We start from the raw sequence: 24,819 nt of genomic DNA on the forward strand, positions 1-24,819 counted from the left end.
GTAATGGCTTTTTTATAAATAATAGAGTTTAATTTATTCTGCAAAGGCAACTTCAGCCGGTTCTACCCATTTGCCATCTTCCCTAATAAGTTCTATCAATTCGTCTACAGCGGCAACTTCTGGTACTGATTTTTTAATAACATTCTGGCCGCGGTAGAGAGCTATTTTACCTTTTCCTACCCCAACATACCCATAATCGGCATCTGCCATTTCGCCAGGGCCATTCACAATACAACCCATAATCCCAATCTTAACGCCTTTCAGGTGATCGGTTCGCTTCCGAATCATAGCGGTAGTTTCCTGCAAATCGAACAACGTACGGCCACAGCTTGGGCAGGAAATATACTCGGTTTTGCTCATGCGGGTACGGGCCGCCTGTAAAATGCCAAAGCTCAGTTTATTTAGTCCATCAATTTCGGAAAGCCAGGCTTCTTTTGTTCTGGAGCTTAATAACGCTGTACTTAAAATTATACCATCGCCAAAGCCATCTAATAATAAGCCACCTACATCGGTAGATGCATATAATTGGGTTTGCTCGGCATGCATATCTGTGTATTGCCGTTTAATAATTACCGGGTTAGTTATGCCATTGTTCATCAACCGGAAGAATCCTTTCCTAAGCTCTGCCATGGCATGTTTATTTTCAGTATATAATAAAATTACAGTGGTAGGGTTAGCCTTTAATTGGGCCAATGCCTTATCTGTTAAATTATCGATGCTAAAGGAAACAAAGTTTACCTCCGGGTGAAGTACAGTAGTAGCTGCGTATTCTTCGTGTGTTAAGAGCGGGTAGTGTTCTTCCTGGCTACCGGCTTTTACCCACGCCTTATAATCTACTACTTCCTTCAGGCCGTTAGGTAACATAAAAGAAATGGGTTGGTCTCCGGTGTAAATAAAGTCCGCCCCTAAATCATTCATGTTAAATTTATCCAGCAGCATGGAGTACAAATGACCTACACATTTTAAATCGGCATATTGCACATCCGTTAACTGGCTAAGGTCTGCCATTACGCGGGGCACATTCTGGCCGCCAATATTATTGATCTCTTTAGTCTCGCGCCGGTGGTATTGGAACGGATCAATAGGTACATTACAAACTGGTTTAATTGGGGAGTGGTCGGCCCGATCGGAATACCGATCAATCAGCATCCTGGCGACAGGGGCTTCTAATTCCGGTGCCTCGGTTAAAGAAACCCGAACAGTATCACCTAATCCATCTTCCAGTAAAGTTCCAATTCCAACTGCTGATTTAATCCTGCCGTCTTCACCTTCGCCGGCTTCTGTTACACCTAAATGGAAAGGGTATGGCTGCAAGCCTTCTTCTTCGAGTTTCTGGGCTAATAGCCTATAAGCCTGTACCATTACCTGGGTATTACTGGCTTTCATGGAAAGCACAATATCATAATAGTTCAGGTCTTCACAAATCCGTAAAAACTCCAGGGCACTTTCAACCATTCCCAGTGGCGTGTCGCCATACCTACTCAATATCCGGTCAGATAAAGATCCGTGGTTGGTACCTATCCGCATGGCTGTGCCATGTTCTTTACAGATTTTAACTAGCGGCACAAAGCGTTCCCGAATCCGATCCAGTTCAGCCTGATAGGTTTCGTCGGTATATTCTATTAATTCAAATTTCTTTTTATCAGCATAATTGCCCGGATTAATGCGTACCTTTTCTATAATACGGGCTGCTAATTCGGCTGCATTGGGGGTAAAATGAATATCGGCAATTAAAGGTACGTTGTAGCCGCGCTTACGCAATTCAGCTTTAATATTACGCAGGTTTTCTGCTTCTTTTACACTGGGAGCTGTAATTCGCACGTATTCGCAGCCAGCTTCCACCATCCGGATTGTCTGTTCCACCGAGCCCAGGGTGTCCATGGTATCTACCGTGGTCATGGATTGCACCCGAATGGGGTTATTCCCGCCTACTGGTATTTCACCAATCTTAACTTCCCGGGTTGTCCTGCGAATATATTGGGTTAAGCTAGGGCAATAATTTTTATTCATAGCTATTAGAGGCTTACTATATTAAACTACCAGCAAGTCCGGATTGTTCAATGTTGACGGGGTAAAATTACGACCATTTTGTTGAATTTCTGCTTCCTTACCTTTGTTAAAATACTAGAACAATGCTATATTATTAACGACATACTGTTTCGGTATGATTTTAGCATTAATTGTTAATGTTATGAAGTGGGAAGTAAATAAAATGATAAATAAATTTTTTAACAGTGATGTCCGGGACAGATTACAGATACAGGCTAAAAGGATAGGTTTAAAAAGCCATCAGGCCATTGACGTGATTACGGTAGCTAAAAATACTGTAAAGGAAGTATTACAGGCCGAATTGAAGAATGGTAATTATGATCAGGTGGTTGATTTCCTTAAAAGCTCTGCTTTTAAGGTTGGAAAAGACCTGGTCCTGGATAAAATTATCCAACGGGTAGTTGCCCGGTTCATAATCCGTTTTGGATTACCTAATACGGTGGCATTAAACCTGGCTGTTTTGCTTGTACCTTTTATTTTAAAAAGAGTAAGTAAAAAAGCTTTAAGCAGTGGCCGCGTACAGGATTTTCTTAATGCTATTGGTGTAACAGATAAAGTAGAAAAAATGAATATCTTAAAATTGCAATTGAAAGATAAATTTACTTTTGATAAAAAGGCGGCTGCCTAATAGCTTATAAAATTAAAAGAAAGGCTCCAATAGGAGCCTTTTTTGTTTGATGCTTAATAATAGGTGGCTAATTTTGCCATAAAATAATCCTGATCCTTTTGTTATATGTGTAATATTTTGGTAGTGAAGGATTAGTAATTTAACACTCATGAAACAATATCTATTTTACATTTTATTTAGTTTTATTTTTTATTCAGCTACAGCCCAGCAAAGCATTTCAGGTAAGGTGCAGGATAAGAATTCTGGTAAACCATTAGTGGGTGCTTCCATAACCGTTTCGGCTACCCAGCTCGGTACTGTTACAGATGAAAGTGGCCGGTTTTCGCTAGAAGTGCCTACGGGCTCTGATAGTATCTACGTTTCTATGGTAGGCTACAAATTTAGCCGGCTGGCATTACCCAAAAAATCAAGAGACCTTACTATTGCCTTAGCAACGGAGAATCAGGCCTTGCGGGAAGTGGTGGTAACTGGTTACGAAACCAATCGACCTTTAGCCGAAACCGCCGGAGCTATTGGTCTTTTAAATGCCCGGGATATTAATCGCTTTAGTCCAGCTACGTTGGTACCGGCTTTAAATACTTTGCCAGGCGTTCGGATGGAAGAACGGGCCACCGGTAGCTACCGGATTTCTATTAGGGGAAGTAGTTTGCGTGCTCCTTTTGGCGTCCGAAACGTTAAAATGTATTTAAATGAAGTACCGCTTATAGAAGCTAATAGCACCATTCCGGTTAATTTATTAGATGCGTCCACCATTGGTCGGATAGAAGTGATAAAAGGACCGGCTGGGAGTGTTTATGGGGCAGGAACCGGTGGGACAATCCTTTTAGAAACCGCACGACCTAAGGCAGGTGAAACCAGCGTAGATGTCGGCTCCTTAACCGGGTCTTTTGGCTTACGCCGTTACTCGGCAGCCGTTAGTTCTGCTACTGAAAAGTCTGGGATTTTGGTACGTTACGAAAAGCAAAAGCTGGAAGGGTATAGGGCTCAGAGCGCTATGGACCGGGATGTACTATTGTTGTCGGGGCAACTATTCCCATCTAATAAGCAGGTGTTATCTTTCCACACGTATTATTCTAATTTGTTTTATGAGTTACCAGGCGGACTTACCCGGGCACAGTATGAAGCTAACCCGCGTCAGGCCCGTGATTTGAACGTAACTAATAATTCCCATATAAAATTAGATGCCATTAATATTGGAATTGGACACCAATACCAATTTAACGAAAATTGGAGTAATACCACTTCTATTTTTGGAGTATTTAGTTTCTTTAATAATCCATTTACGGCTGATTATGAGCGTAACACCAATCAGGCCTATGGCGGCAGAACCAAAACAACTTACACTACTAATCTTGGTAATATAGCTTCCCGGTTTACCTTAGGAGCAGAATTGAGTAGAAGCTTTACGAACTCAAGACGGTACCAGAATAACCAAGGCTTACCAGGCAGGTTAAATCTGGACGATGAAATTGTAAGACAACAAGGTTTTATTTTTGCACAGGCAGAAGCAGATTTACCCGGTAATTTTATTGCTACTTTAGGAGCTAGTGTTAATAGTTTGCGCTATGAACTAAATCGCTTAACAGATGCCGTTACTTCTAATATTGCCATTAGAAATTACAACCTGGATCCGCAAATTTCGCCAAGAGTAGGTTTGGTTAAAGTGTTTTCTCCGCAAGTATCGGCCCATGCCAGTATTAGCACCGGTTATTCTGCTCCCACAGATGCAGAAGTTAGGCCTTCTAATGCAGGGTTTAATGCAGGTTTGAAACCAGAGAATGGTATAAATTATGAAACCGGCGTACGGGGTAATTTGTTTTCTCAAAAGCTGGTTTATGACTTAGTGGCCTTTCAGTTTAACCTAAAAGAAACCATCGTTAGTCGTACCATTCCGTTTGGTAATGCTGGTGGTACCACAACCGTTTTCAATAATGCCGGTAATACCAGTCAGAAAGGTATTGAAACTGCTCTTTCGTATGCATTTATTCAAGCTCCATTACAAACCGTGAGTCTATTGAAACTGTGGAGTGCTTATACCTATAGCCATTTCCGGTTCCTAAACTATAAGCAAAACGATCAGGATTTTTCAGGTAATCGGTTAACTGGTACGCCAAATCATGTTTTAACGGCAGGTTTAGATGCTGAAAGCAGACATGGCCTTTATTTAAACGTAACCAGCAATTATACTTCGGAGGTTCCGCTAAATGATGCCAATACTTTTTATGCTGATCCATTCTTTATAATAGGTGCCCGGGGCGGAATCCGGAAACAATTATGGCAACAATGGCAGACAGATCTATATGCTGGTATTGATAATGCCTTTGATAAAAGATACAGCTTAGGAAATGATTTAAATGCTTTTGGTAACCGGTTTTTCCAAGCTGCTCCAGGTCGCAACTTGTTTTTTGGCCTACAACTTAAGTATTTAATCAAGGCAAAATAGCTTACTGCACCTTACAAGTTTGTAAGTGAGTTTATAAGAAAATATTTTTGATTGGGTTGTAAAAGGGTTTATAAAGGATTTATTTTAGGTATAACAACCTAAAATAAATCCTTTATAAACCCTTTTCTTGTTGTAGAATAATTACGCATAGGTTAAATCTATAACCACTGAGTCACCTTCCTGTCTTTAATAAAATGTTGAAGGCTTATGACATTTATATTAGGTGAAAACCAGAGTATATAAAAGTTAAAAATCTAGTAAAACAAAAAGGCTCCTCAATTGAGGAGCCTTTCTTATTCTGATACTTAGAATTAGCGTGTGAACAATAATTCTCTGTATTTTACTAATGGCCAATCTTCGTCATCAACCATTAACTCTAATTTATCAACGCTGTAGCGAATTACATCAAAATAAGCTTTTACTTCGTCGCAGTACATGATCGCACGCTCGCGAGTATCTTCCAGTTTGTTAGCTACTTTACGTTTTTCAATCATTTCGTCTACATTCTTTTGAATGATTGCGATATGCTTCGAAATATCTTTAATTGTTTCTAAAGTAGAAGCAGTATATTCTTCATCTAAGCCTAACTCACGTAAACCTCTGATGTTAGTGATCAGTTTGTTTTGGTAAGCAACAGCTGTAGGAATAATGTGATTGATAGCTAAATCACCTAATACACGGGCTTCAATCTGAATTTTCTTTAGATATTCTTCTAATAATATTTCGTGACGAGCGTGTAATTCTACTTTAGTATAAATTCCTAAACGTGAGAATAATTCTTCAGCTGATTTAGTAACATAAAAATCTAAAGCTTGCGGAGTAGTTTTTACGTTATTTAAACCACGACGAGCTGCTTCCTCTTCCCACTCTTTAGAGTATCCGTTACCTTCGAAACGAATTGGTTTAGATTCGATTATATAACGACGGATAACATCAATAATAGCAACCTCTTTTTTCTTACCCTTTTCGATAGCTGCATCAACTTCCTTTTTGAACTCGATTAACTGATCAGCAACAATAGCGTTCAGAACAGTCATTGCGTTAGCAGAGTTAGCAGAAGAACCAACAGCGCGTAATTCGAATTTATTACCTGTAAAGGCAAATGGAGAAGTACGGTTACGGTCAGTGTTGTCTAATAAGATTTCAGGGATTTTATCGATACCTAATTTCAGGTACATGTTATCTCCTTTGTCAATATTTATATTAGAGTTATTCTCTAATTCTTCGCATACCTGGTTTAATTGGGAACCAATGAAGGCCGAGATAATAGCCGGAGGCGCTTCGTTGGCACCTAAACGGTGGTCGTTGCTGGCTGAAGCTATGCTGGCGCGTAATAAGTCAGCATTTTTGTAAACGGCTATTAACGTAGTAGCAAAGAAAGCTAAGAATTGTAAGTTTTCTTTCGGACGTTTTCCAGGGCCTAATAAGTTTACACCTGTGTCAGTAGATAATGCCCAGTTATTGTGCTTACCACTACCATTTACACCAGCATAAGGTTTTTCGTGTAATAATACTTTGAAGTGATGACGTTCAGCAACTTTATCCATCAAGTCCATCAACAGTTGGTTGTGGTCTACAGCTAAGTTAGCATCTTCAAAAGTAGGTGCACTCTCAAACTGGTTAGGAGCCACCTCGTTGTGACGAGTTCTTAAAGGAATACCTAATTTGTGGGCTTCCTGCTCGAAATCTACCATGAATGCATGCACGCGGGTAGGAATAGAGCCAAAATAATGGTCTTCTAATTGCTGACCTTTAGCAGGAGCATGACCAAATAAAGTACGACCAGTTAATACTAAGTCCGGACGAGCTGTATATAAAGCTTTGTCTACTAAGAAATATTCCTGTTCAATACCTAAAGTGGCGGTAACTTTAGTTACATCGCGGTCGAAATATTGACAAACTTCAACGGCTGCATTTTCAAGTGCTGTTAAAGTTTTTAATAATGGAGCTTTGTAATCTAAGGCCTCACCTGTATAAGCTACAAATATCGTAGGGATACATAAGGTTTTAGAATTACCTATTTCAATGATGAAAGCAGGCGATGTTGGATCCCATGCAGTATAACCACGGGCCTCAAAGGTATTCCGGATACCACCATTCGGAAAAGAAGAGGCATCTGGCTCTTGCTGAACTAAGGCAGAACCTTTAAAGTTTTCGATGGCCTGACCATCAGCGTTTAAATCAAAGAAAGAATCATGCTTTTCAGCAGTAGCACCAGTTAATGGCTGGAACCAATGAGTGTAATGCGTAGCACCTTTGGCAATTGCCCAGGTTTTCATGGCGGCAGCCACAGCATCAGCTACGTTACGCTCTACTTTTGTACCATGTTTAATTGCAGCGGATAGTTTTTTGAAATACTCGCTAGACATGGTTGTACGCATGGCTTCTAAGCCAAATACGTTTTTTCCATAGTATTCAGATATCTTCTGAGAAATAGGAGCAACTTCAACCGGCTGACGATTCTCAGCTATTTCAAGTGCTTTAAAACGAAGAACTGCCATAATTATATTTATGTTTTTTTATTAGGTTTTTCAAAAGTAGTAATTATTTGAATATAAAAAGCAATGAGGTTTAAAATTTTTATCTTTTTTGAAAAATTACCATAAAAATTGTAATTGGGGGTTCTATTTTAAAGGCATTTTTAAAAAAAGTGGTTAAAATATAACATCTCTCCAAAATCAGACAATAAATATGAAACCCTTGGAATAAATGGTATTCACTTTTCAAAAGTATGGATAGTATCTTTGTGCTAAGATGAACAAATGGCTACTACAATTACGATATTTCTTCTTTTGGATAATTTTTTTCGTAGGGTGCAAAGCAATTTTTGTGGCTTACCATACTTCTCAGGCTAAATATTTAACTGCTTCGGAGATTTTCAGGATTTTTGGCTATGGCTTACGCTTAGATGTTTCCTTTGCTGCTTATATAAGTGTTTTCCCTTTCTTTTTGCTATTGCTTCAAGCGTTCCTGCCCCAGTTAAAAATACATTCTCTTATTAGGGTTTACACGTATTTTTTAATTGCTCTCATAGGTTTATTTACAGTAATAGATCTGGAGCTTTATAATGCCTGGGGCTTCCGGTTAGATGCTACACCGTTGCAATATTTAGCCACTCCCCACGAAATGATGGCATCTGCCGGAACTGCTCCTGTTTTCCTTTTAGCCACTATTTTGTTTATATTAATCCTTCTATCAACTTTCTTTTTCCGGAGGTATTGGCGCAATTTGCCTTTACCAAACAAGAGGCAATATATATATATAGGTGTTTCTTTTCTTTATTTGATTATTCTCATTATTCCAATCCGGGGAGGTATTCAGCAAATTCCGGTTAACCAAAGTGATGTTTATTTTTCGGACAAAGCTTTTGCCAATCATGCGGCTGTTAACCTGCCCTGGAACCTGATGTATTCCCTAAGCAAAAAGAATTTTGATTTAAAGAATCCCTACCATTATTTTCCGGATTCAACCGCCCGGCAATATGTAGCAGAAATGTATAAATATCCGGCCGGAAAAGTGCTGCCAGTATTAAAAGACGAACGACCTAATATTATTTTTATCATACTGGAAAGTTATACAGGCAAATTGGTGGGATGCCTGGGAGGGGAACCTGGAGTAACACCTAATTTAGACCAACTAGCTAAAGAGGGGATTGTATTTGATAGTATTTATGCCAGCGGCGACAGAACCGAAAAAGGCTTGGTGGCTTTATTAAGTGGTTACCCGGTACAAACCACCACCTCCATTGTTAAAACTCCCCGGAAAACTGAAAAGCTACCTCATTTAAATAAAATACTGGAAGAAGCCGGATACCAAAGCAGTTTCTTTTACGGCGGCGAGTTAGCCTTTGCTAATATTAAGTCTTATCTGTTAACGGCCGGTTACGACAAATTAAGGAGCAAATACGACTTCGATAAAAAAGATTATAACTCTAAGTGGGGCGTGCACGATCATGTTTTATTTAATCAGGTGATAAATGAGTTGCGCCAGGAGAAAACCCCTTTTTTCGCTACCATCATGACCTTAAGCAGTCATGAGCCTTATGATATTCCTATTTCCGAAAAGTTTAAAGGTACCGATGAGGCTACTCAATTCAAGAATTCGGTTTATTATACTGATGTTGCCATAGGGGAATTTATAACTGCGGCCCGAAAAGAACCTTGGTGGGATAATACCTTGCTTATACTGGCTGCTGATCACGGCCATCGTTTTCCGGGCAATGATTCAAATAATAAACCATCCAAATTCCGAATTCCTTTTATTTTGTCGGGTGGAGCTTTAATGGAAAAAGGAAAAGTAATTTCAAAAATTGGTTCTCAGACAGATATTGTACCTACTGTTTTAGCCCAATTGGATTTGCCTTTTCAGTCCTTTGTTTGGGGTAAAAATTTATTAAATCCAGGCGCCAGTTCTTTTGCCTTTTATGTGTTCAACGACGGGTTTGGTTTTGTTAGCCCCCAAGGTGCCGTTACTTTTGACAATATAGCCAAAAAAATAATTGAAAAAGATCCGCAAGTTCCGGTTCATCAGCTGGAACGAGGCAAAGCGTATATGCAATATTCCTTTGAAGATTTTTTGAAGAAGTAACTAAATATAAACCTCACAGCCTATCCTTAGGGGTTTGCAGTTTTAATATATGGAAAAGAATTTGTTTAAATATATTGTAGATTTAGATTGTTATAAGCTTTAATCAAAAAACAGTAATTGCCAGGTTCTTTTACTTATCTGCCATGGGGTATGCGTGTTATACTAAAACGGTAGATGGTGGATTATGAGCTGTAAACTAAAATTCGTACCTTTGCAGCCTGATGAAAAAAGTGGCATTTTATACGTTAGGTTGTAAGCTCAATTTTTCAGAAACCTCTTCTATATCCCGAATATTTCAGGAGAGAGGATATGAAAAAGTAGCGTTTGAGGAGAAGGCGGATATTTACGTCATAAATACCTGTTCGGTAACAGATAATGCGGATAAGAAATGCCGCAAAGTGGTTAAAGAAGCTTTAAAGCATTCACCAGATGCATTCATCACAATTGTCGGGTGTTATGCTCAATTAAAACCAAAAGAAATTGCTGAAATTCCGGGTGTGCATGCCGTGTTGGGGGCCGCCGAAAAGTTTCAGCTAGTAGATATTCTGGACGGTTTTGAAAAACCTGAAAAAGCAGCCATACATGCCAGCCCCATTAGTGCGGCCACTACCTTTCATACCGCTTATTCTTTCGGCGACCGGACCCGTACTTTTTTAAAGGTGCAGGATGGTTGCGATTATTCCTGTACCTTCTGCACCATTCCGTTAGCACGCGGTAAAAGTCGCAGCAACGCTATTGCTGATGTTATTAAGGCAGCGCACGAAATAGCCCAAACTGAAGTAAAAGAAATTGTATTAACCGGCGTCAATTTAGGGGATTTTGGTATACAGGCTGGAATTGGACGGAAGGAGACTTTTTATGATTTAGTTCAGGAATTAGATAAAGTAGAAGGCATAAACCGGTTCAGGATATCTTCTATTGAGCCAAATTTACTGCGGGATGAAATAATTGAATTTGTGGCTACTTCTAAAAAGTTTATGCCTCATTTTCATATTCCTTTACAATCTGGTTCTGATAAAGTTTTAAAGCTCATGCGCCGGCGTTACCTACGCGAGGTGTACACGAGTCGGGTCCAGAAGATTAAAACGTTAATGCCGCATGCATGTATTGGGGTAGATGTAATTGTAGGTTTTCCTGGTGAAACAGAGGAAGATTTTCTGGAGACGTACAATTTTCTGAATGATTTAAATATAAGTTACCTGCACGTATTTCCATACTCGGAACGGGCTAATACCATTGCTGTAGATTTACCCGGTACGGTACCCGTAAAAGAACGTAATCGTAGGGCAGATATGCTTCGGATATTATCAGAGAAAAAGAAGCGGTTGTTCTACGAGCAGAATTTAGGCACCAAAACAACTGTTTTATTTGAAGCCGACATCCATAATGGATTAATGGAAGGTTTTACCGAAAATTATATTAGAGTAGTAGCTAAATACGATCCGATTCTGGTAAATGAAACTAAATTTGTATGCCTGACTGAAATTAATGCTAGTGGATTAATGGAAGCAGAGGAAGCTTATCAGGAAGTTTTACAACATTAATTAATTATGATTTACCATAAAAAGAAAAGCCTGGCTGATTAGCCAGGCTTTTCTTTTTATCCTAAAAATTCAGGTAAAACCATTTAATTATATTTTTAAAGTAGTATTATTAAAAGCTGATTTTAAATTATAATTAGTAAATATTACCAAATAAGCGTTTTACTTTAAAGCATAGTTTTTTACCTAATGGTGGTTATATCGTCATTTGGGGCCATAATTGGTTTGGCTCTGGCTATTTTTTTAATTCTTAAAAAATTACACCCGGTTTATGCCTTATTGGCGGGTGCACTGGTAGGAGGCGTTGTGGGCGGGGCGTCTATGCAGGATACCGTAAATTTTATGTTTGCTGGTTCAAAAGATATCCTGCCAGCGGTATTGCGGGTTTTGGCTGCCGGCGTTTTAGCCGGAGTGCTTATGGAGTCAGGGGCTTCCATTACCATAGCTGAAACCATTATTAAAACGGTAGGCGAAAAGCGTATTTTATGGGCGTTGGCCCTATCTACTTTTATTTTAACTGCTTCAGGAGTATTTATATATGTAGCTGTTATTACAGTAGCTCCTATTGCTTTAACCCTTGGTTTGCGTACGCATACGTCTAAGGCAGCTATTTTATTAGCTATGATTGGTGGGGGCAAAGCTGGCAATATTATTTCGCCCAACCCCAATACTATTGCCGCGGCAGATGCTTTTAAATTAGAACTAACTACCGTAATGTTGGCTGGAATAGTTCCGGCATTAGTAGGTATAGTGGCTTCGGCGTTGGTGGCGGGAGTGCTAAATAAAAAAGGAGAAATGGTCGGGGAGGAACATATAAATTACCAGCATCAAAATTTGCCATCCTTTTTAGCAGCTATTTCCGGTCCTGTTTTAGCTATTGCCTTGTTAGCCTTAAATCCGCTAACCGGAATAAAAATTGATCCTATGATAGCCTTGCCAGTAGGAGGTATTGCCGGGGCTTTATTTATGGGTAAGATTAAGAACATAAGCCAGTATGCTAGCAGTGGTTTAGATAAAACTTTGGGGGTAGCTGTTTTGCTCCTATGTACTGGTTGTATTGCCGGTATTATAGCTAACTCTACTTTAAAAGATATTATAACCAATGGGTTACAGTCTTTTGGGTTGCCTGCTTTTTTATTGGCACCTTTATCGGGAATTGCCATGTCGGCGGCTACAGCTTCTACAACCTCTGGTACGGCAGTAGCCTCTACCGTTTTTGGACCTACAATTTTATCTTTGGGTGTTCCGGCTCTATCGGCGGCAGCTATGGTACATGCCGGGGCAACCGTATTGGATCATTTACCCCATGGCAGCTTTTTCCATGCCTCCAGTGGCAGTGTTTTTATGGATATTCGTCAGCGTTTGCAGCTAATACCTTATGAGACTTTAATTGGTTTAGTTTTAACTATTGTATCAACTTTAATCTTTGGCTTTTTTGCCAACTAAAGCTACTATGAAGTTTATTCTTGCTCCCGATTCTTTCAAAGAAAGTATGACCGCCAAAGAGGCTTGCGAGGCCATGGCAAGAGGCATTAAACAGGTAATACCTGATGCAGTTTGTATCCAAGTACCCTTAGCCGACGGGGGGGAAGGTACAATGCAGGCTTTGGCTGATGCTACAGGCGGTACGGTATTTTACCAGGAGGTAACTGATCCATTGAGTAATTTAATTAGAGGTGAATATGCCATTCTTGGTGATGGGGAAACCGGGGTAGTAGAATTGGCTAGTGCCAGTGGTTTACATTTGGTGCCAAAAGAAAAACGAAATCCTTTAGTTACTACAACTTACGGTACTGGTCAACTAATTAAAGCATTGCTGGCAAAAGGTATAAAAAAACTCATTATAGCCATTGGTGGCAGTGCTACTAATGATGGAGGAGTTGGTCTTTTGCAGGCTTTAGGAATACGATTCCTGGATGAGAACGAGGAGGAAATAGGCTTTGGCGGGCGGGAATTGGGTAAAATAACAACTATTGAAACGGCAGGGTTAATTACTAACAATGTGCCGCTGGAGGTGGAGGTAGCTTGCGATGTAACAAATCCTTTAACTGGCCCTACCGGAGCTTCTCGTATTTACGGACCTCAGAAAGGCGCTACGGAAGAAATGATCAGTGAACTCGATAGAAACTTAGAACATTATGCTGAAAAAATTAAAGAGTATTTGAATGTCGATATAAATCAAGTGCCAGGAGCCGGTGCCGCCGGAGGTACCGGTGCTGGTTTAATGGCTTTCTTACAAGCTACTTTAGTTCCAGGAATAAATTTGGTAATAAAGCATTCGGGCATCGAAAATAAAATAAAGGATGCTGATTTTATTTTTACCGGTGAGGGAAGTATTGATCATCAAACGGTAAATGGAAAAACTATTTCGGGGGTAGTAAAGTTAGCGCAGAAATATCAAAAGCCGGTTATTGCTTTTGCCGGACGTGTTTGCGACCACGAAATGTTGTACCAGTTAGGGTTGAAATCTGTTTTTGGTATTCTTCCGGAAGTTTGTTCCTTAGAAGAGGCTTTAAGGAAGGGCAAATTAAATCTGGAACAAACGACAACTGCAGTTACACGCGTACTTTTTTAATCATATTTAAATATTCCTCCTCCTTAATTTTAAAATAGTAAAATTTTTTGAATTTTATTTTGCATATATTCAAGGGTTTAGCAAATAATAAATATAACAAACCCATAGTTAGTACATGCTGTTGTTTTAAAAATAAATAGTAATTTGGAAAATAATTTGTCTAATAATGCTATAATATATTTGAATTTGGTATTAAAAAATGATAAATTAGAACATTCTTACCAGAAATAGGAGGTTATCTATAAGAGTGACATATTTGAATTAGCATCCTAAGCAAATGGATACTATTCTAACTACATAGGAAATTTAATTAAGATTTTTTTTACCTACTCCCGGTTCGAATAAATAATAAAAACGAAAAATTGTATAATTATTCCTATTCTGCTAACCTAGAGTAACTTAACAAAGATGATTGACAGGGTTTTAATAATTGACGACGACGAGGTAACATCTATTCTTTGTGAATTTATAATGGAGCGTTATGAATTCGTAAGAGAAGTGATAATGCTAAAAAATGGACTGGAAGGAATTGAATACTTTGAAGGTTTTCTGGAGGAGGCAGGGCAATACGGGTTAGAACCAGCTCCGGCCTTAATTTTTCTGGATTTGAACATGCCTGTCATGAATGGGTGGGATTTTTTAGATGAATATTGTGAAAAATACCAACCTATTTTACCAAATACTAAAATTGTTATTTTATCGTCTACCATAGATCTGGAAGATTTAGAACGAGCTATGGAATATGAGGTGGTAGTGGATTTTCTAAACAAACCATTAAATGATGCTTCTATTTCTAAGTTAAGAGCAAACGAAAAGCTTCAACACCTTTTTAACCTGGAACAAAAAGTTTTTGTAGTAAAATAAATTTTACCCTCAGACAAGAAATACATTATTTTTTAAATAGTTTTATCACTACTTACTTATGGTAAGCAGATTTAAATTAACAAATTATTTATCCAACCTATAAATCTTGCGTAAGTTTGCTTCATGTATACGCGTGAACAAGCCTCTCTACTCCGCCAAGCTTTCTGGACTGCATTTGGCCAGTATATGACTCCTATTCTATCAGCAGAAGGCCTGAAGGTAAATTGGTTAAATTATAAAACCGGTGTAAAAAGCGTTTTCTTCCGGATGCGGGCCGATAAACGAACAGCGTCCATTGGGATTGATATTACCCATGCTGATATTGAACTTCAGGAATTATTTTTCGACCAGTTTCTGGCGTTAAAAGGTTTGTTGCACGAAACTGTTGGAGAAGAATGGGACTGGGTGCTGCATACGCAAGACGAAAATTACCAAACCATTACCCGGATATACAAAGAAATTGAGGGAGTTAATGTATTCAACAGAGAAGATTGGCCAGCTATAATATCTTTTCTAAAGCCTCGCATTATAGCCCTGGACGCCTTTTGGAGCGATGCGCAGTATAGCTTTGAAGACCTGAAATAAAGACCGGTAAAACAACAAAATAAAAAAGCTGCAATAAATTACTGCAGCTTTTTTATTTTATGGTTTTAACAGAAATTACTTTTGTTCATTTATTTCTAAAATAACACTGGTTCTTTTGGTATTTAAATTCGGGTTAAAACCTATAGTCATTAAATAATTACCAGAATAGGCTGTTGTTCCAGTAATGGTTGATTTTGTATCCGGATATAGATTTATTTCTTTAACCGTGTACTTTTTATCGGGGTGTAAACCTTTTAGTTTAATAGGTGATAAAGTTCCCGAACCGTAACGGCTGCTGGTTTGGTAGTTAAACATAACTGCCCGGTTCTGCGCTTCATTTACATACATCAGGGAGGCGTAATCATTTTCTTGCGGGTTAGCCAGCCTGAATAAGTCTCCGTGCCAAACCAGATCGCTGATACCTTTATATGTTATAACCGCATCCTGGCAGAACTTCAGGTCTTTCGGCTCCAACTGGCTTACTACAATATCAAAGCCTAGCTTACCCATCATGGCTACATCGGTCCGGAATTTAATTGGCTGTTTTCCCCAATCCGTTACGTGGTTGTCGTGCGAAATTGCCGGGAAGAAATAAGAATATTCCCACTGAATAAATATTCTTTCCAGTGGATCGGTGTTATCGCTTAACCAAAATTCTGTAAAATATTTAAGTGCTGCATAATCCACCCGGCCACCGCCACCCGAGCACAACATCATAGGCAGGTTAGGATATTTGGCTCTGAATCTTTCCAGTACCTTATATAAACCCCGTACATATTCCACATACAGGTGCGATTGCTTTTTCAGATAAGCAGAGTGAGCATTGTAAATAACGGCGTTACAATCCCATTTGAAGAAAGCTACATTTGGGTTTTTGGTCATGATGTTGTCCAGGACGCCATAAACAAAATCCTGTACTTTGGGGTTGCTCAGGTCCAGTACCAGTTGGTTCCGATACAGATGTTCTTCCCGGCCGGGTTGCCGTATAACCCAGTCCGGATGTTTTTCATATAATTCGCTCTTGGGGTTTACCATTTCGGGCTCTACCCAAATACCAAATTTTACATCATTATTCTGTGCTTCTTTTACTAAATATCCAATGCCATGAGGTAACTTCTGGACGTTTTCCTGCCAGTCACCTAATCCGGCTTTGTCGCTGTTGCGAGGGTATTTATTAGCGAACCAGCCATCATCCAACAAGAACATATCTACACCCAGCTTCTTAGTATCGCGGATTAGTTCAGCTAGTTTGTTCTCATTAAAATCAAAAAAAGTAGCCTCCCAATTGTTTAATAACGTTAATCGGGAACCATTGCCCTGCATGATGCGATAGTTCCGGGCCCAGCGGTGTAATTTCCGGCTGGCATCGCCTTTGCCTTTTTCGGAATATGTATATAAAAAAGCAGGGGTGGTGAATTCCTGTTTAGGCGCCAAAGAATAATCAGAGGCAAAAGGATTGATACCAGCAATTACCCGTAAATTATTTAAAGGATCTACTTCTAAATCTACCCGGAAATTTCCGGTCCACTCCACCGAACCATATAATATGCGGCCTTCATCTTCGGTAGCCGGTTTGTCTAAAGATACCATAAAGGTTGGCGGCTGATATAAATTGGCACGGGTGCCTAATTTAGTGTCCAGTACTTTTATCCCTGAAGTTAACCGCACTTCTTCGGTTTGCATTTCCTTTGCCCAATCGCCGTGATAATGCTTTAACCAGTAAGAATCGGCCGAAAGATACAAATTGGCAGAAGCGTATTTGTGCAGCGTGATATTTCCTTTTTCATTGTTTTTAATCACCGACCATTGCTCAATGACATCTTCGTTGCGGTACACCTTATAATATAAAGTAACCTCAAGGGCGTATTTAGGATCTTTTAACTTAATGCTGGTAGTAGAAACATTGTTTTCAGTGGTTTGGACCTGATGGCTTACATATTGTAGATCCAAAGAAGTATTGCCATTGGCGTGGGTTACCTGAATAGCCGGTTCTACTAAATTCCGGGAACCAGCCGGAGTATAAGCTGAGTTTAAGATACCAGAATAATCATCGCCCCGGTGGTACATACCAGGAGCATGCTGGTATTCGCTGGCATTGTTTAGTTTGGTGCCAAAATAGATAATGCCCACCCGTTGATCTTTACCAACTTGTAAAGCCAACGCATTGTTTTGAGATTCTATTGGAATAACAGTTGTCATTTGCGCCCTTGAATAAGTACTTGCTAATAAAAGTATAGGCAGGAACAGCAAAAATGGTTTTCTCAAAAAATATTTTAATTGAGAATAATTAGCAGAAATCTTCATTAATCAGAACTAAATAAATAGGTTATAGAAGTTTTAAAGGAACCAGATAAAAGAGTTCGCAAGTTATTAGATTGATTTAACTATTGTGATAAACAAAATTAGAAATGTGCTTTTTGTATTATAATTAGTTAAATAAATGAAAACTACCATCTTTCTTTTTACAATCTAATTCTAAAATATTAGGATTTAAGAGACGTTATTACCCAAAATTAACTTTCGGCTAGAAATAAGGCACGCTTTTAAAGTAGATTTTGTTTTGGAGCGACAGTTTTATTCGCAAAAGCTTGAACCAGAAAGAAATTTGAGAAATAAAATAAATCTTCATTTTCTCTTCATCTTGACTTAATAGTTTTGGCTTATTAATTAATAAAACTTAAACAAAGCCATGAAAAAAATAACTCTTTTAGTAGCTGTTCTGATGACCACTGCTACCGCTTTTGCGCAAAACTCTAAAACTGAAGTTAATGCTAATGCCACTCATAAAACAGAGGTTTCGGCCACCGGTAAACACAAAAAAGTAAACGCTGGCGCAGAGTCGGCAACTACTGTTAGTGCAACTTCTGAGACCTCAATAAATAATCATAATCAGGGTTTAGCAAAAGAAGAAAGTCTTTCTAAAGCGAAAGTTGCTAAAGCTGAGATGAAGGAAGAAACTGCCAGTTTGAAGGAAAGCGCCAAAAACAAAAAAGAAAGCTTAAAAAATAAAACTACGAATGAGAATAATACCCAGGCAACGATAGAAGTGGTCCAAAGCACAGAGACCTCTGCTTCGGCAAATGGTAAAGCTTCCGCAGAAAATCACGGCCAGGCGGTTTCGGAGGTAGCACATAAAACAAAAGGATCGGCAGAAACGAAAGGCCAGGCGCTAGAAAACAAAGGCCGGGTAGCGGCTGAGAAAACAGAAAGAGCCGGGCAAAAAGTGGCAACTGAAACGCAGGCTACTTTAGCAGGAACAGTCGAAAATACCAATAACCTGGCTAACAGCACCCAGGTGGCAGCTGAAGCACAGGGGAATGCCGCTTTATCCACTGGTCAAACTACTGCTGATGTAGCTCACCAAACTACTATTAATGCGGCTGTGCAAGGCAAAGCATCAGTAGAAAATCATGGCCAGGCCGTAGCTGAAAGTGCTCAGAATACAGGTATGTTTTTCTTTAGCAAAGGCAAACAAGCGAAAGCAAAAGCAGAAAATGCGGCGACTGATATTTACCAATCAAGCGAAGCAACAGTTGCTGGCCAGGTAGGAGCAACTCAAAATACGGGATCCGAAACAGTAAATCAGTTTTCTGACCTGAATGCTTCTTTTACTAATGAAGTAGCTATGGAAGGTAATGCTTTCGTGCAGGCTGGAAGACCTCAGCAAAATGGTGGAGAAAAAAGAAAAAATAAAAAAGACAAAATAGAAGCTGAAAAAGAAAACCACGGCCAAAAGGTTTCGGGCGTTGCGCATGATGCAGAAGCTGAAGGATCAGCAAATGGCCATTTGGTAAAAGAAGTGGCTACCGCTAAACGCCAGGACAAACCGGTTAAAGTAGAAGCTGGTGCCGTAACTGGATCAGCTGCCAGAGTAACCGGTGCTGGTCGGGTATTATCGGCTGGTCGGCCACAAGGTGCTGGTCGTCCGGTAAATGTTGGTCAGACGGTGAATTCAGCTAGTGGTGCAGTAAAAGTAAATAATGGAGCTAATGTAAAAGTAGGCAACATTATTAAAGTTGGAAAATAATTAAATAATCTATGTTAAGCAGCTGTCAAATAGTAAACAGCTGCTTAACATGGTTTCGCAAAAGAGAAACCTAATGGTAATGAAAAAGCATTTAATACTCCTGATTTTATTGGTTTGGGTATGGGTAATGCCAAAAGCAGTGAAAGCTAATGCGACCTTGGAAAAAGGTAAACCGGGTGTACAAAGTATCCAGGCCGATACCATTTATAAAAAGGGTACCTGGAGCGTAGGATTGGAAACTGCCAATAATTCTTCATTTTACGGGCGGTATACTTTAACCAAATATCCTTACGTAGCTGGTACTTTAACCTATGTACATCAATCCGGGTTATGGGCTTCTGCCACCTCTTACCAATTGTTTAACACGGATAAGGCCATTGATGAAACGGATTTATCTTTAGGCTATACCTTTAAAATGGGTAAGCGGGCTAACGGGAATTTAAGTTATTCCCGGTTTATTTTCAGTAAAAATAACCCCTTAATTAAATCCGTGGTGGCAAATATTGCTACGGCCAACGCTACCTTGGATTGGAATATTTTATTTACCAGCCTGACTACGAGTTATATTTTTGGCGGCACACATGATGTATTTGTGGTATTGGATAACTCCCGGTACCTAGGTTTAAATAAGTTGTGGGGAGGAAAAACCCCAATTGGTATTGATCCCAAAATTAGTATTATAAGCGGTACTCAACGGTTTTCCGAAACCTATACCACCACTGTGGTGGAAGAAAGAAAAAATCAGGGAAATGGTAATGGGAATAATAACAATAACAATCCTATAGGCGGCGTATTGGATCCGCTGCTGCCCGGTAATGGTAACGGCAATAATGGAAATAATAATGGTAACAATGGAACTACCACTACCACCACCACGACGACTACCACCACTACTCAAAGTAAATTTAATTTACTAAATTATGACTTAAAGCTTCCAGTTGTTATAACCTTGGGTAGCTTCGAAATAGAACCCGCCTATCGCTATTTAATCCCTGTTAATAAGCTTTCCGGAGACGAATCCAGGGCCCAATCTTTTTATCAGCTTAACTTAACTTATAGTTTTTAATTTTATAAAATTTATGCATGTACTAATTGTAGAAGACGAAGTAAGCTTAGCAAACGAATTGGTACATTTTCTGTCAACGGAGCACTATAAATGCGATTGGGCCGATACCGGCCGGGATGCTTCGGAGAAAATAGCCGTAAATTTGTATGATTTTATTTTGTTGGACCTGGGTTTGCCAGATTATAACGGTTTAGATTTATTGGCAGAAGCTAAAAAACTGGAACACGATCCTGGTATTATAATTTTAACCGCACGAGGTTCTTTAGAAGACAGAATACATGGTCTTGGTTTGGGTGCTGATGATTATTTGCCTAAACCTTTTTCCTTACTGGAATTGCAGGCCCGTATGCAGGCAGTGGTCCGGCGTAAATTCAAGGTGAAAACCTCTGTTATTCCTTTTCATAATTTTGAATTGGACACCGAAACTCGTAAAGTGGGGCATAATGGGAAAGAAATAGCCTTAACCAAAAAAGAGTTTGATTTGTTGCATTACCTGGTGTTGCACAAAAACCGGATTCTGACCCGATTACAGCTTACTGAACATATTTGGGGCAATATTTTGGAAGATGATTATGATTCTAATTACATTGATGTGCACATTAAAAACCTGCGCAAAAAACTTTCGGCCTTTGCTTCTACAGATTGGCTTGAAACCGTGCGCGGCGTAGGGTACCGGTTAACTATCTAACATGCGGCTTCAATCTAAACTTACTTTATTTAGCGCTGCCTCCAAAATTACAATTCTGCTATTATTGGTGTTGCTTTTACCGCCTCTTATACACAAAGTGGCTTTGCGTAATACTGATAACCGCTTAAAAGAAAAAAAAGACCGGGTACTCCAAATAATAGAGGAGCAGGGCATTGAACAATTTATTTCGGAAGGAGATAACGGGGCATATGGTAGTTACAACCTGCTAAAAGAAGAATTTATTTCTATTGAAGAAGTTAATCCTGGTACAGCAGCGGATACTATAGAAAATAGCTTGCGCAAGGTCGAAAACGAAGTTGTGGAGTATCGGGTACTAAGCCTGACCTTTGAAATGGTGGGCGGCGAGACGTACCTCTTGGAAATTGGCCGTAGTTTGGCAACAATACGAGAAGGAGGTGATACGTTGCAGAAATATGCGCTTTACTTTTTAGTAGCGGTTGTTTTACTTACTGTATTTATAGATCTGGCTTTTAGTAAAATTATTCTCCAACCATTTACTTTAATTGTAAAACGGTTGCAGCGGATAGGCCACCCCGGTACCTTTAAGCCCCAGCAGCTACGTACCTCTACTGATGATTTTATTTACCTGAACAATACCATAAACAGCATGATGGGCCAAATTCAGCATGCTTTCTTAAAAGAAAAAGAATTTATTGGTAACGTTTCCCATGAATTATTAACGCCCATTTCTATCTTACAAACCCGGTTAGAAAATTTATTATCCGATCCTACCATGCCTGAGCATTTGCTCGAAAAGCTGGTTGATAATCAAAAAACCCTGCACCGGTTGAAAAGTATTATCCAGGCTTTATTGCTTATTTCCCGGATTGAAAACGAGCAGTATCTTAAAAATGAACCGGTAAATATAAAACAGCTGGCAGAAGACGTGGTGGAGGAGATTGCTGAAAGAGCGGAAGTAAGAGATATTAGCCTGGAAATGGATTTAAAAGATACTTGGGTATTAAAAGAAGCTAATTATTCTTTATTATTTACTATGTTATTTAATGTGGTAAATAATGCTATTAAGTATAACCGAAATCAAGGCAAAATTTTGGTTTCGGGTCAACAGGTAAAAGATACATATGAATTATGTATCACGGATACCGGCGTTGGGATTCCGGAAGAACAAGTGCCTCATATTTTTAGCCGGTTTAAACGCTTACATGCCCCGGATGGTGAAAGTCACGGTTTAGGGTTACCTATTGTGCAAACGGTAGCTCAATTCCATAAATTAAAGTTAACCGTCAATTCTGTTCTGAATCAGGGTACCACCTTTTGTTTCAGTTTCCCGAAAGCCTGATTTACTTATTTTATTTCTTTTTTATTTCCGTAAAAAACATTTTCTATTTTACAGGTAGCTTAATAAACCCAAAATAACGGAAATGAAAATAGGATTTATAGGTTTAGGAATAATGGGTAGCCGAATGGCTGCCAATTTACAAAAAGCAGGTCATGAATTAGTAATTTATAACCGAACAGCAGCTAAAGCCGATTTATTGGTTTCGGGGGGAGCAACTTGGGCCGATTCTCCGGAAAGAGTAGGGCAGGCATGCCGCCTGGTTATTACTATGTTATCTACCCCGGAAGCAGTGGAGGAAGTGGCTCTAGGGTACGATGGGTTTTTAAAAGCCTTACCTGGTAATTCTTTATGGATAGATTGCAGCACAGTTAATCCTTCTTTTACTAAAAAAATGGCTCTGCATGCAAACAAGATGGGGCACCGCTTTCTGGATGCACCTGTAGCTGGTTCCTTAATTCCGGCGGAAAAAGGGGAGTTGTTGTTTTATGTGGGTGGTGCTGAAAATGATTTGAATCAGGTTCGGGAATTACTGGAGGTAATGGGAAAAGCTACGATTCATGTAGGAGAGGAAAATGGAGCCGGCACCAGTATGAAGATGGTCAATAATATGCTGTTGGCGCAGGCCATGGTTGCCTTTGCCGAGGCATTTAGTTTAGGTACTTCTCTGGGTATTTCAGAAGAAATGCTGTATCAGACTTTATTAAACGGACCAACTGCAGCCCCTTTTTTAAAACTCAAACAACCTAAAATTACTAAGCGGGATTTTTCTGCCGAATTTCCATTGGCATGGATGCAAAAAGACCTGCATTTGGCCAGTCTTACCGCTTATGAACAAAAGGTGGCGGTACCCTCGCTGCAAATTACCAAAGAATTATATGCTTTAGCCCAGCAGTCGGGTTTGGGAGAAGAAGATTTTTCAGCAATTGTAAAGCTGTTAAAGCCAGATCTTATTAAGTAGTTTGGTTTTAAGCGGAGGATTAACAGACTAAGAAAACCTTAGTCTGTTAATTGGTTTTTATAGGTTTCAGGAACAAATAAAATATTAACCACAATGCCTAAAACCACTAAGGCAATTGGGTAAACCAAACCAACATAAGGCGCAAAGGCAGCACCTACCACAAAGCTTGCTTTTATAAGTTCTGTAATAAATGGGGTTGAGCCACCAATAGCACCATTACCAATATTATAGGTAAAGCCCATGCTGGTGTATCGTATTCTGGTAGGGAACAGCTCTAGTAAAAAAGCTGCCATAGGACCATAAACCAAAGCACTGGCCATGGTAATCAGGAACACCATTAAAATAAATAATAGGGTCGTTTGGGTGCTAATTTCCTGCACAGTATCTAGCCGTTGTGGGTTACCTAGTTCCAGAAAAGTGTAAAAAGATAAAGGTATAATAACTAAACCCAGGAATAAGCCGGAAAGAATAACTTTTTTGCGCCCAATTTTATCGCTTAGGTTACCAAATATCTGGAAGAATGGTCCGGCTAATAAAATACCGGCGGCAATGATCAATAAGGCAGTTGTATCCGGAAGCTTAACAGTGCGCTGTAAAAAGAACAACGCCACAAACTGGTTGGTTTGCATAATAGAACTTTGCGCAGCGTTGCCCCCAAATATAGCTGCCAGTATAAGGCCGACATTTTTCTTGGACTTGAAAGTATCTTTAACGGGAGTGTTACTGGTTTTTCCTTCTTTCTTTAACTGGCTGAATACCGGGCTTTCGTGTAATTTCCGCCTAATTACATAACTCATTATCACCAGTACTGAACTAAATAAAAAAGGAATCCGCCATCCAAAGTCATTAAAACTAGCTTCGCTCATGCTGCTGCGGGTAGTAAATACTACCGCGAGGCAAAGAATAAGCGCAATAGAAGAAGTAGTTTGAATAAAGCCGGTATAAAAGCCTCTTTTATTAGCAGGGGAATGCTCTGCTACATAAATGGTGGCCCCGGCATATTCGCCACTTATTGCTAATCCCTGAAATAAACGACAAATTAATAATAGAAAAGGGGCCAGCCAGCCAATTTGGTTATAGGTAGGAATGCAGCCAATTAAGAAAGTAGCAGCTCCCATGAGGAGCAACGAAACCAGGAAAGAATATTTGCGCCCTACTTTATCGCCGATGTTACCAAACAATAAAGACCCGATGGGCCGGATTAAATAGGAAGATGCTACAATGGCTAATGTCTCCAGAAATTTTGAATCTCCAGCCGGGAATAATTGCATGGATAAGGTATTGGCCAAGGTAACTGCCAAAAACAAATCGTACCACTCTATTAGTGTGCCCGCTGCGGAAGCTAGGATTACTAACTTTAAACTGTTTTGTGGGGCTGGAGTTAGTGGTTCTGCAGGTGTGGCGTTTTTTAGTGTTTCGTTCATAGGAAGTTGGCAATAAAAATTCAAATATAGGAGCAAATGGCAATAGGTAAAGGATTAATTTAT

At 39.4% G+C, this 24,819-nt stretch carries 17 protein-coding genes; 13 read left to right on the forward strand and 4 right to left on the reverse strand.

Going from position 1 to position 24,819, the window contains the following annotated elements; all coding sequences use genetic code 11:
* Positions 1-33: 33 nt before the first annotated feature.
* Positions 34-2,010 (reverse strand): (E)-4-hydroxy-3-methylbut-2-enyl-diphosphate synthase, encoded by a 1,977-nt coding sequence (gene ispG / locus ADHAQ_RS0118315; protein ID WP_026464184.1) that lies wholly within the window; start codon positions 2,008-2,010, stop codon positions 34-36.
* A gap of 154 nt (positions 2,011-2,164) precedes the next feature.
* On the opposite strand from ispG, the gene ADHAQ_RS0118320 reads away from it, so the two are divergent.
* Both ADHAQ_RS0118320 and ADHAQ_RS0118325 read left to right on the forward strand, forming a co-directional pair.
* On the forward strand, positions 2,165-2,677 hold the full coding sequence (locus tag ADHAQ_RS0118320; RefSeq protein WP_026464185.1) for a hypothetical protein: 513 nt from the start codon (positions 2,165-2,167) through the stop codon (positions 2,675-2,677).
* Between the two features lie 148 nt (positions 2,678-2,825).
* A complete protein-coding gene (locus ADHAQ_RS0118325; protein ID WP_051360017.1) occupies positions 2,826-5,120 on the forward strand; it encodes a TonB-dependent receptor in 2,295 nt (764 codons plus the stop codon).
* A gap of 311 nt (positions 5,121-5,431) precedes the next feature.
* Here ADHAQ_RS0118325 and ADHAQ_RS0118330 read toward each other — a convergent pair whose 3' ends face one another.
* Positions 5,432-7,621 (reverse strand): glutamine synthetase III family protein, encoded by a 2,190-nt coding sequence (locus ADHAQ_RS0118330; protein WP_026464187.1) that lies wholly within the window; start codon positions 7,619-7,621, stop codon positions 5,432-5,434.
* A 328-nt stretch (positions 7,622-7,949) separates the two neighbouring features.
* On the opposite strand from ADHAQ_RS0118330, the gene ADHAQ_RS0118335 reads away from it, so the two are divergent.
* The 6 genes from ADHAQ_RS0118335 to ADHAQ_RS0118365 all read left to right on the forward strand — a co-directional run bounded on the left by ADHAQ_RS0118335 (position 7,950) and on the right by ADHAQ_RS0118365 (position 15,272).
* Positions 7,950-9,707 carry an LTA synthase family protein gene (locus ADHAQ_RS0118335; protein ID WP_169728011.1) on the forward strand — a complete coding sequence of 586 codons (1,758 nt, stop codon included), beginning with the start codon at positions 7,950-7,952 and terminating at the stop codon, positions 9,705-9,707.
* Between the two features lie 221 nt (positions 9,708-9,928).
* Positions 9,929-11,251: a tRNA (N(6)-L-threonylcarbamoyladenosine(37)-C(2))-methylthiotransferase MtaB gene (mtaB, locus tag ADHAQ_RS0118340; protein WP_026464189.1), complete on the forward strand. Its 1,323-nt coding sequence runs from the start codon at positions 9,929-9,931 to the stop codon at positions 11,249-11,251.
* Between the two features lie 186 nt (positions 11,252-11,437).
* The gene (locus ADHAQ_RS0118345; protein WP_034256914.1) at positions 11,438-12,694 is read left to right on the forward strand and encodes a GntP family permease; all 1,257 of its coding nucleotides are present in this window, start codon (positions 11,438-11,440) and stop codon (positions 12,692-12,694) included.
* Between the two features lie 7 nt (positions 12,695-12,701).
* Entirely contained in the window at positions 12,702-13,823 is a 1,122-nt protein-coding gene (locus ADHAQ_RS0118350; RefSeq protein ID WP_026464191.1) for a glycerate kinase, read from the forward strand.
* 408 nt (positions 13,824-14,231) lie between these two features.
* Positions 14,232-14,687 (forward strand): response regulator, encoded by a 456-nt coding sequence (locus ADHAQ_RS26215; protein WP_051360018.1) that lies wholly within the window; start codon positions 14,232-14,234, stop codon positions 14,685-14,687.
* 123 nt (positions 14,688-14,810) lie between these two features.
* On the forward strand, positions 14,811-15,272 hold the full coding sequence (locus ADHAQ_RS0118365; protein WP_026464192.1) for a DUF4268 domain-containing protein: 462 nt from the start codon (positions 14,811-14,813) through the stop codon (positions 15,270-15,272).
* Between the two features lie 75 nt (positions 15,273-15,347).
* Here ADHAQ_RS0118365 and ADHAQ_RS0118370 read toward each other — a convergent pair whose 3' ends face one another.
* Entirely contained in the window at positions 15,348-17,471 is a 2,124-nt protein-coding gene (locus ADHAQ_RS0118370) for an alpha-galactosidase (RefSeq protein ID WP_169728012.1), read from the reverse strand.
* Positions 17,472-17,961: 490 nt separating this feature from the next.
* Between ADHAQ_RS0118370 and ADHAQ_RS0118375 the strand changes: the two genes are divergently transcribed.
* The 5 genes from ADHAQ_RS0118375 (at position 17,962) to ADHAQ_RS0118395 (ending at position 23,332) form a co-directional block, all read left to right on the forward strand.
* The gene (locus ADHAQ_RS0118375) at positions 17,962-19,299 is read left to right on the forward strand and encodes a hypothetical protein (RefSeq protein WP_026464194.1); all 1,338 of its coding nucleotides are present in this window, start codon (positions 17,962-17,964) and stop codon (positions 19,297-19,299) included.
* A gap of 79 nt (positions 19,300-19,378) precedes the next feature.
* Positions 19,379-20,365 (forward strand): hypothetical protein, encoded by a 987-nt coding sequence (locus ADHAQ_RS0118380; protein WP_157433458.1) that lies wholly within the window; start codon positions 19,379-19,381, stop codon positions 20,363-20,365.
* 13 nt (positions 20,366-20,378) lie between these two features.
* Positions 20,379-21,053: a response regulator transcription factor gene (locus ADHAQ_RS0118385; RefSeq protein WP_026464196.1), complete on the forward strand. Its 675-nt coding sequence runs from the start codon at positions 20,379-20,381 to the stop codon at positions 21,051-21,053.
* A 1-nt stretch (position 21,054) separates the two neighbouring features.
* Complete coding sequence (locus ADHAQ_RS0118390) at positions 21,055-22,374, forward strand: sensor histidine kinase (protein WP_026464197.1); 1,320 nt, start codon at positions 21,055-21,057, stop codon at positions 22,372-22,374.
* Between the two features lie 82 nt (positions 22,375-22,456).
* On the forward strand, positions 22,457-23,332 hold the full coding sequence (locus ADHAQ_RS0118395) for an NAD(P)-dependent oxidoreductase (RefSeq protein ID WP_026464198.1): 876 nt from the start codon (positions 22,457-22,459) through the stop codon (positions 23,330-23,332).
* A gap of 38 nt (positions 23,333-23,370) precedes the next feature.
* Here ADHAQ_RS0118395 and ADHAQ_RS26220 read toward each other — a convergent pair whose 3' ends face one another.
* On the reverse strand, positions 23,371-24,756 hold the full coding sequence (locus ADHAQ_RS26220; RefSeq protein WP_051360019.1) for an MFS transporter: 1,386 nt from the start codon (positions 24,754-24,756) through the stop codon (positions 23,371-23,373).
* Between the last annotated feature and the right edge of the window lie 63 nt (positions 24,757-24,819).

It is taken from the genome of Adhaeribacter aquaticus DSM 16391 (assembly GCF_000473365.1).
Taxonomy (GTDB): Bacteria; Bacteroidota; Bacteroidia; order Cytophagales; family Hymenobacteraceae; genus Adhaeribacter; species Adhaeribacter aquaticus.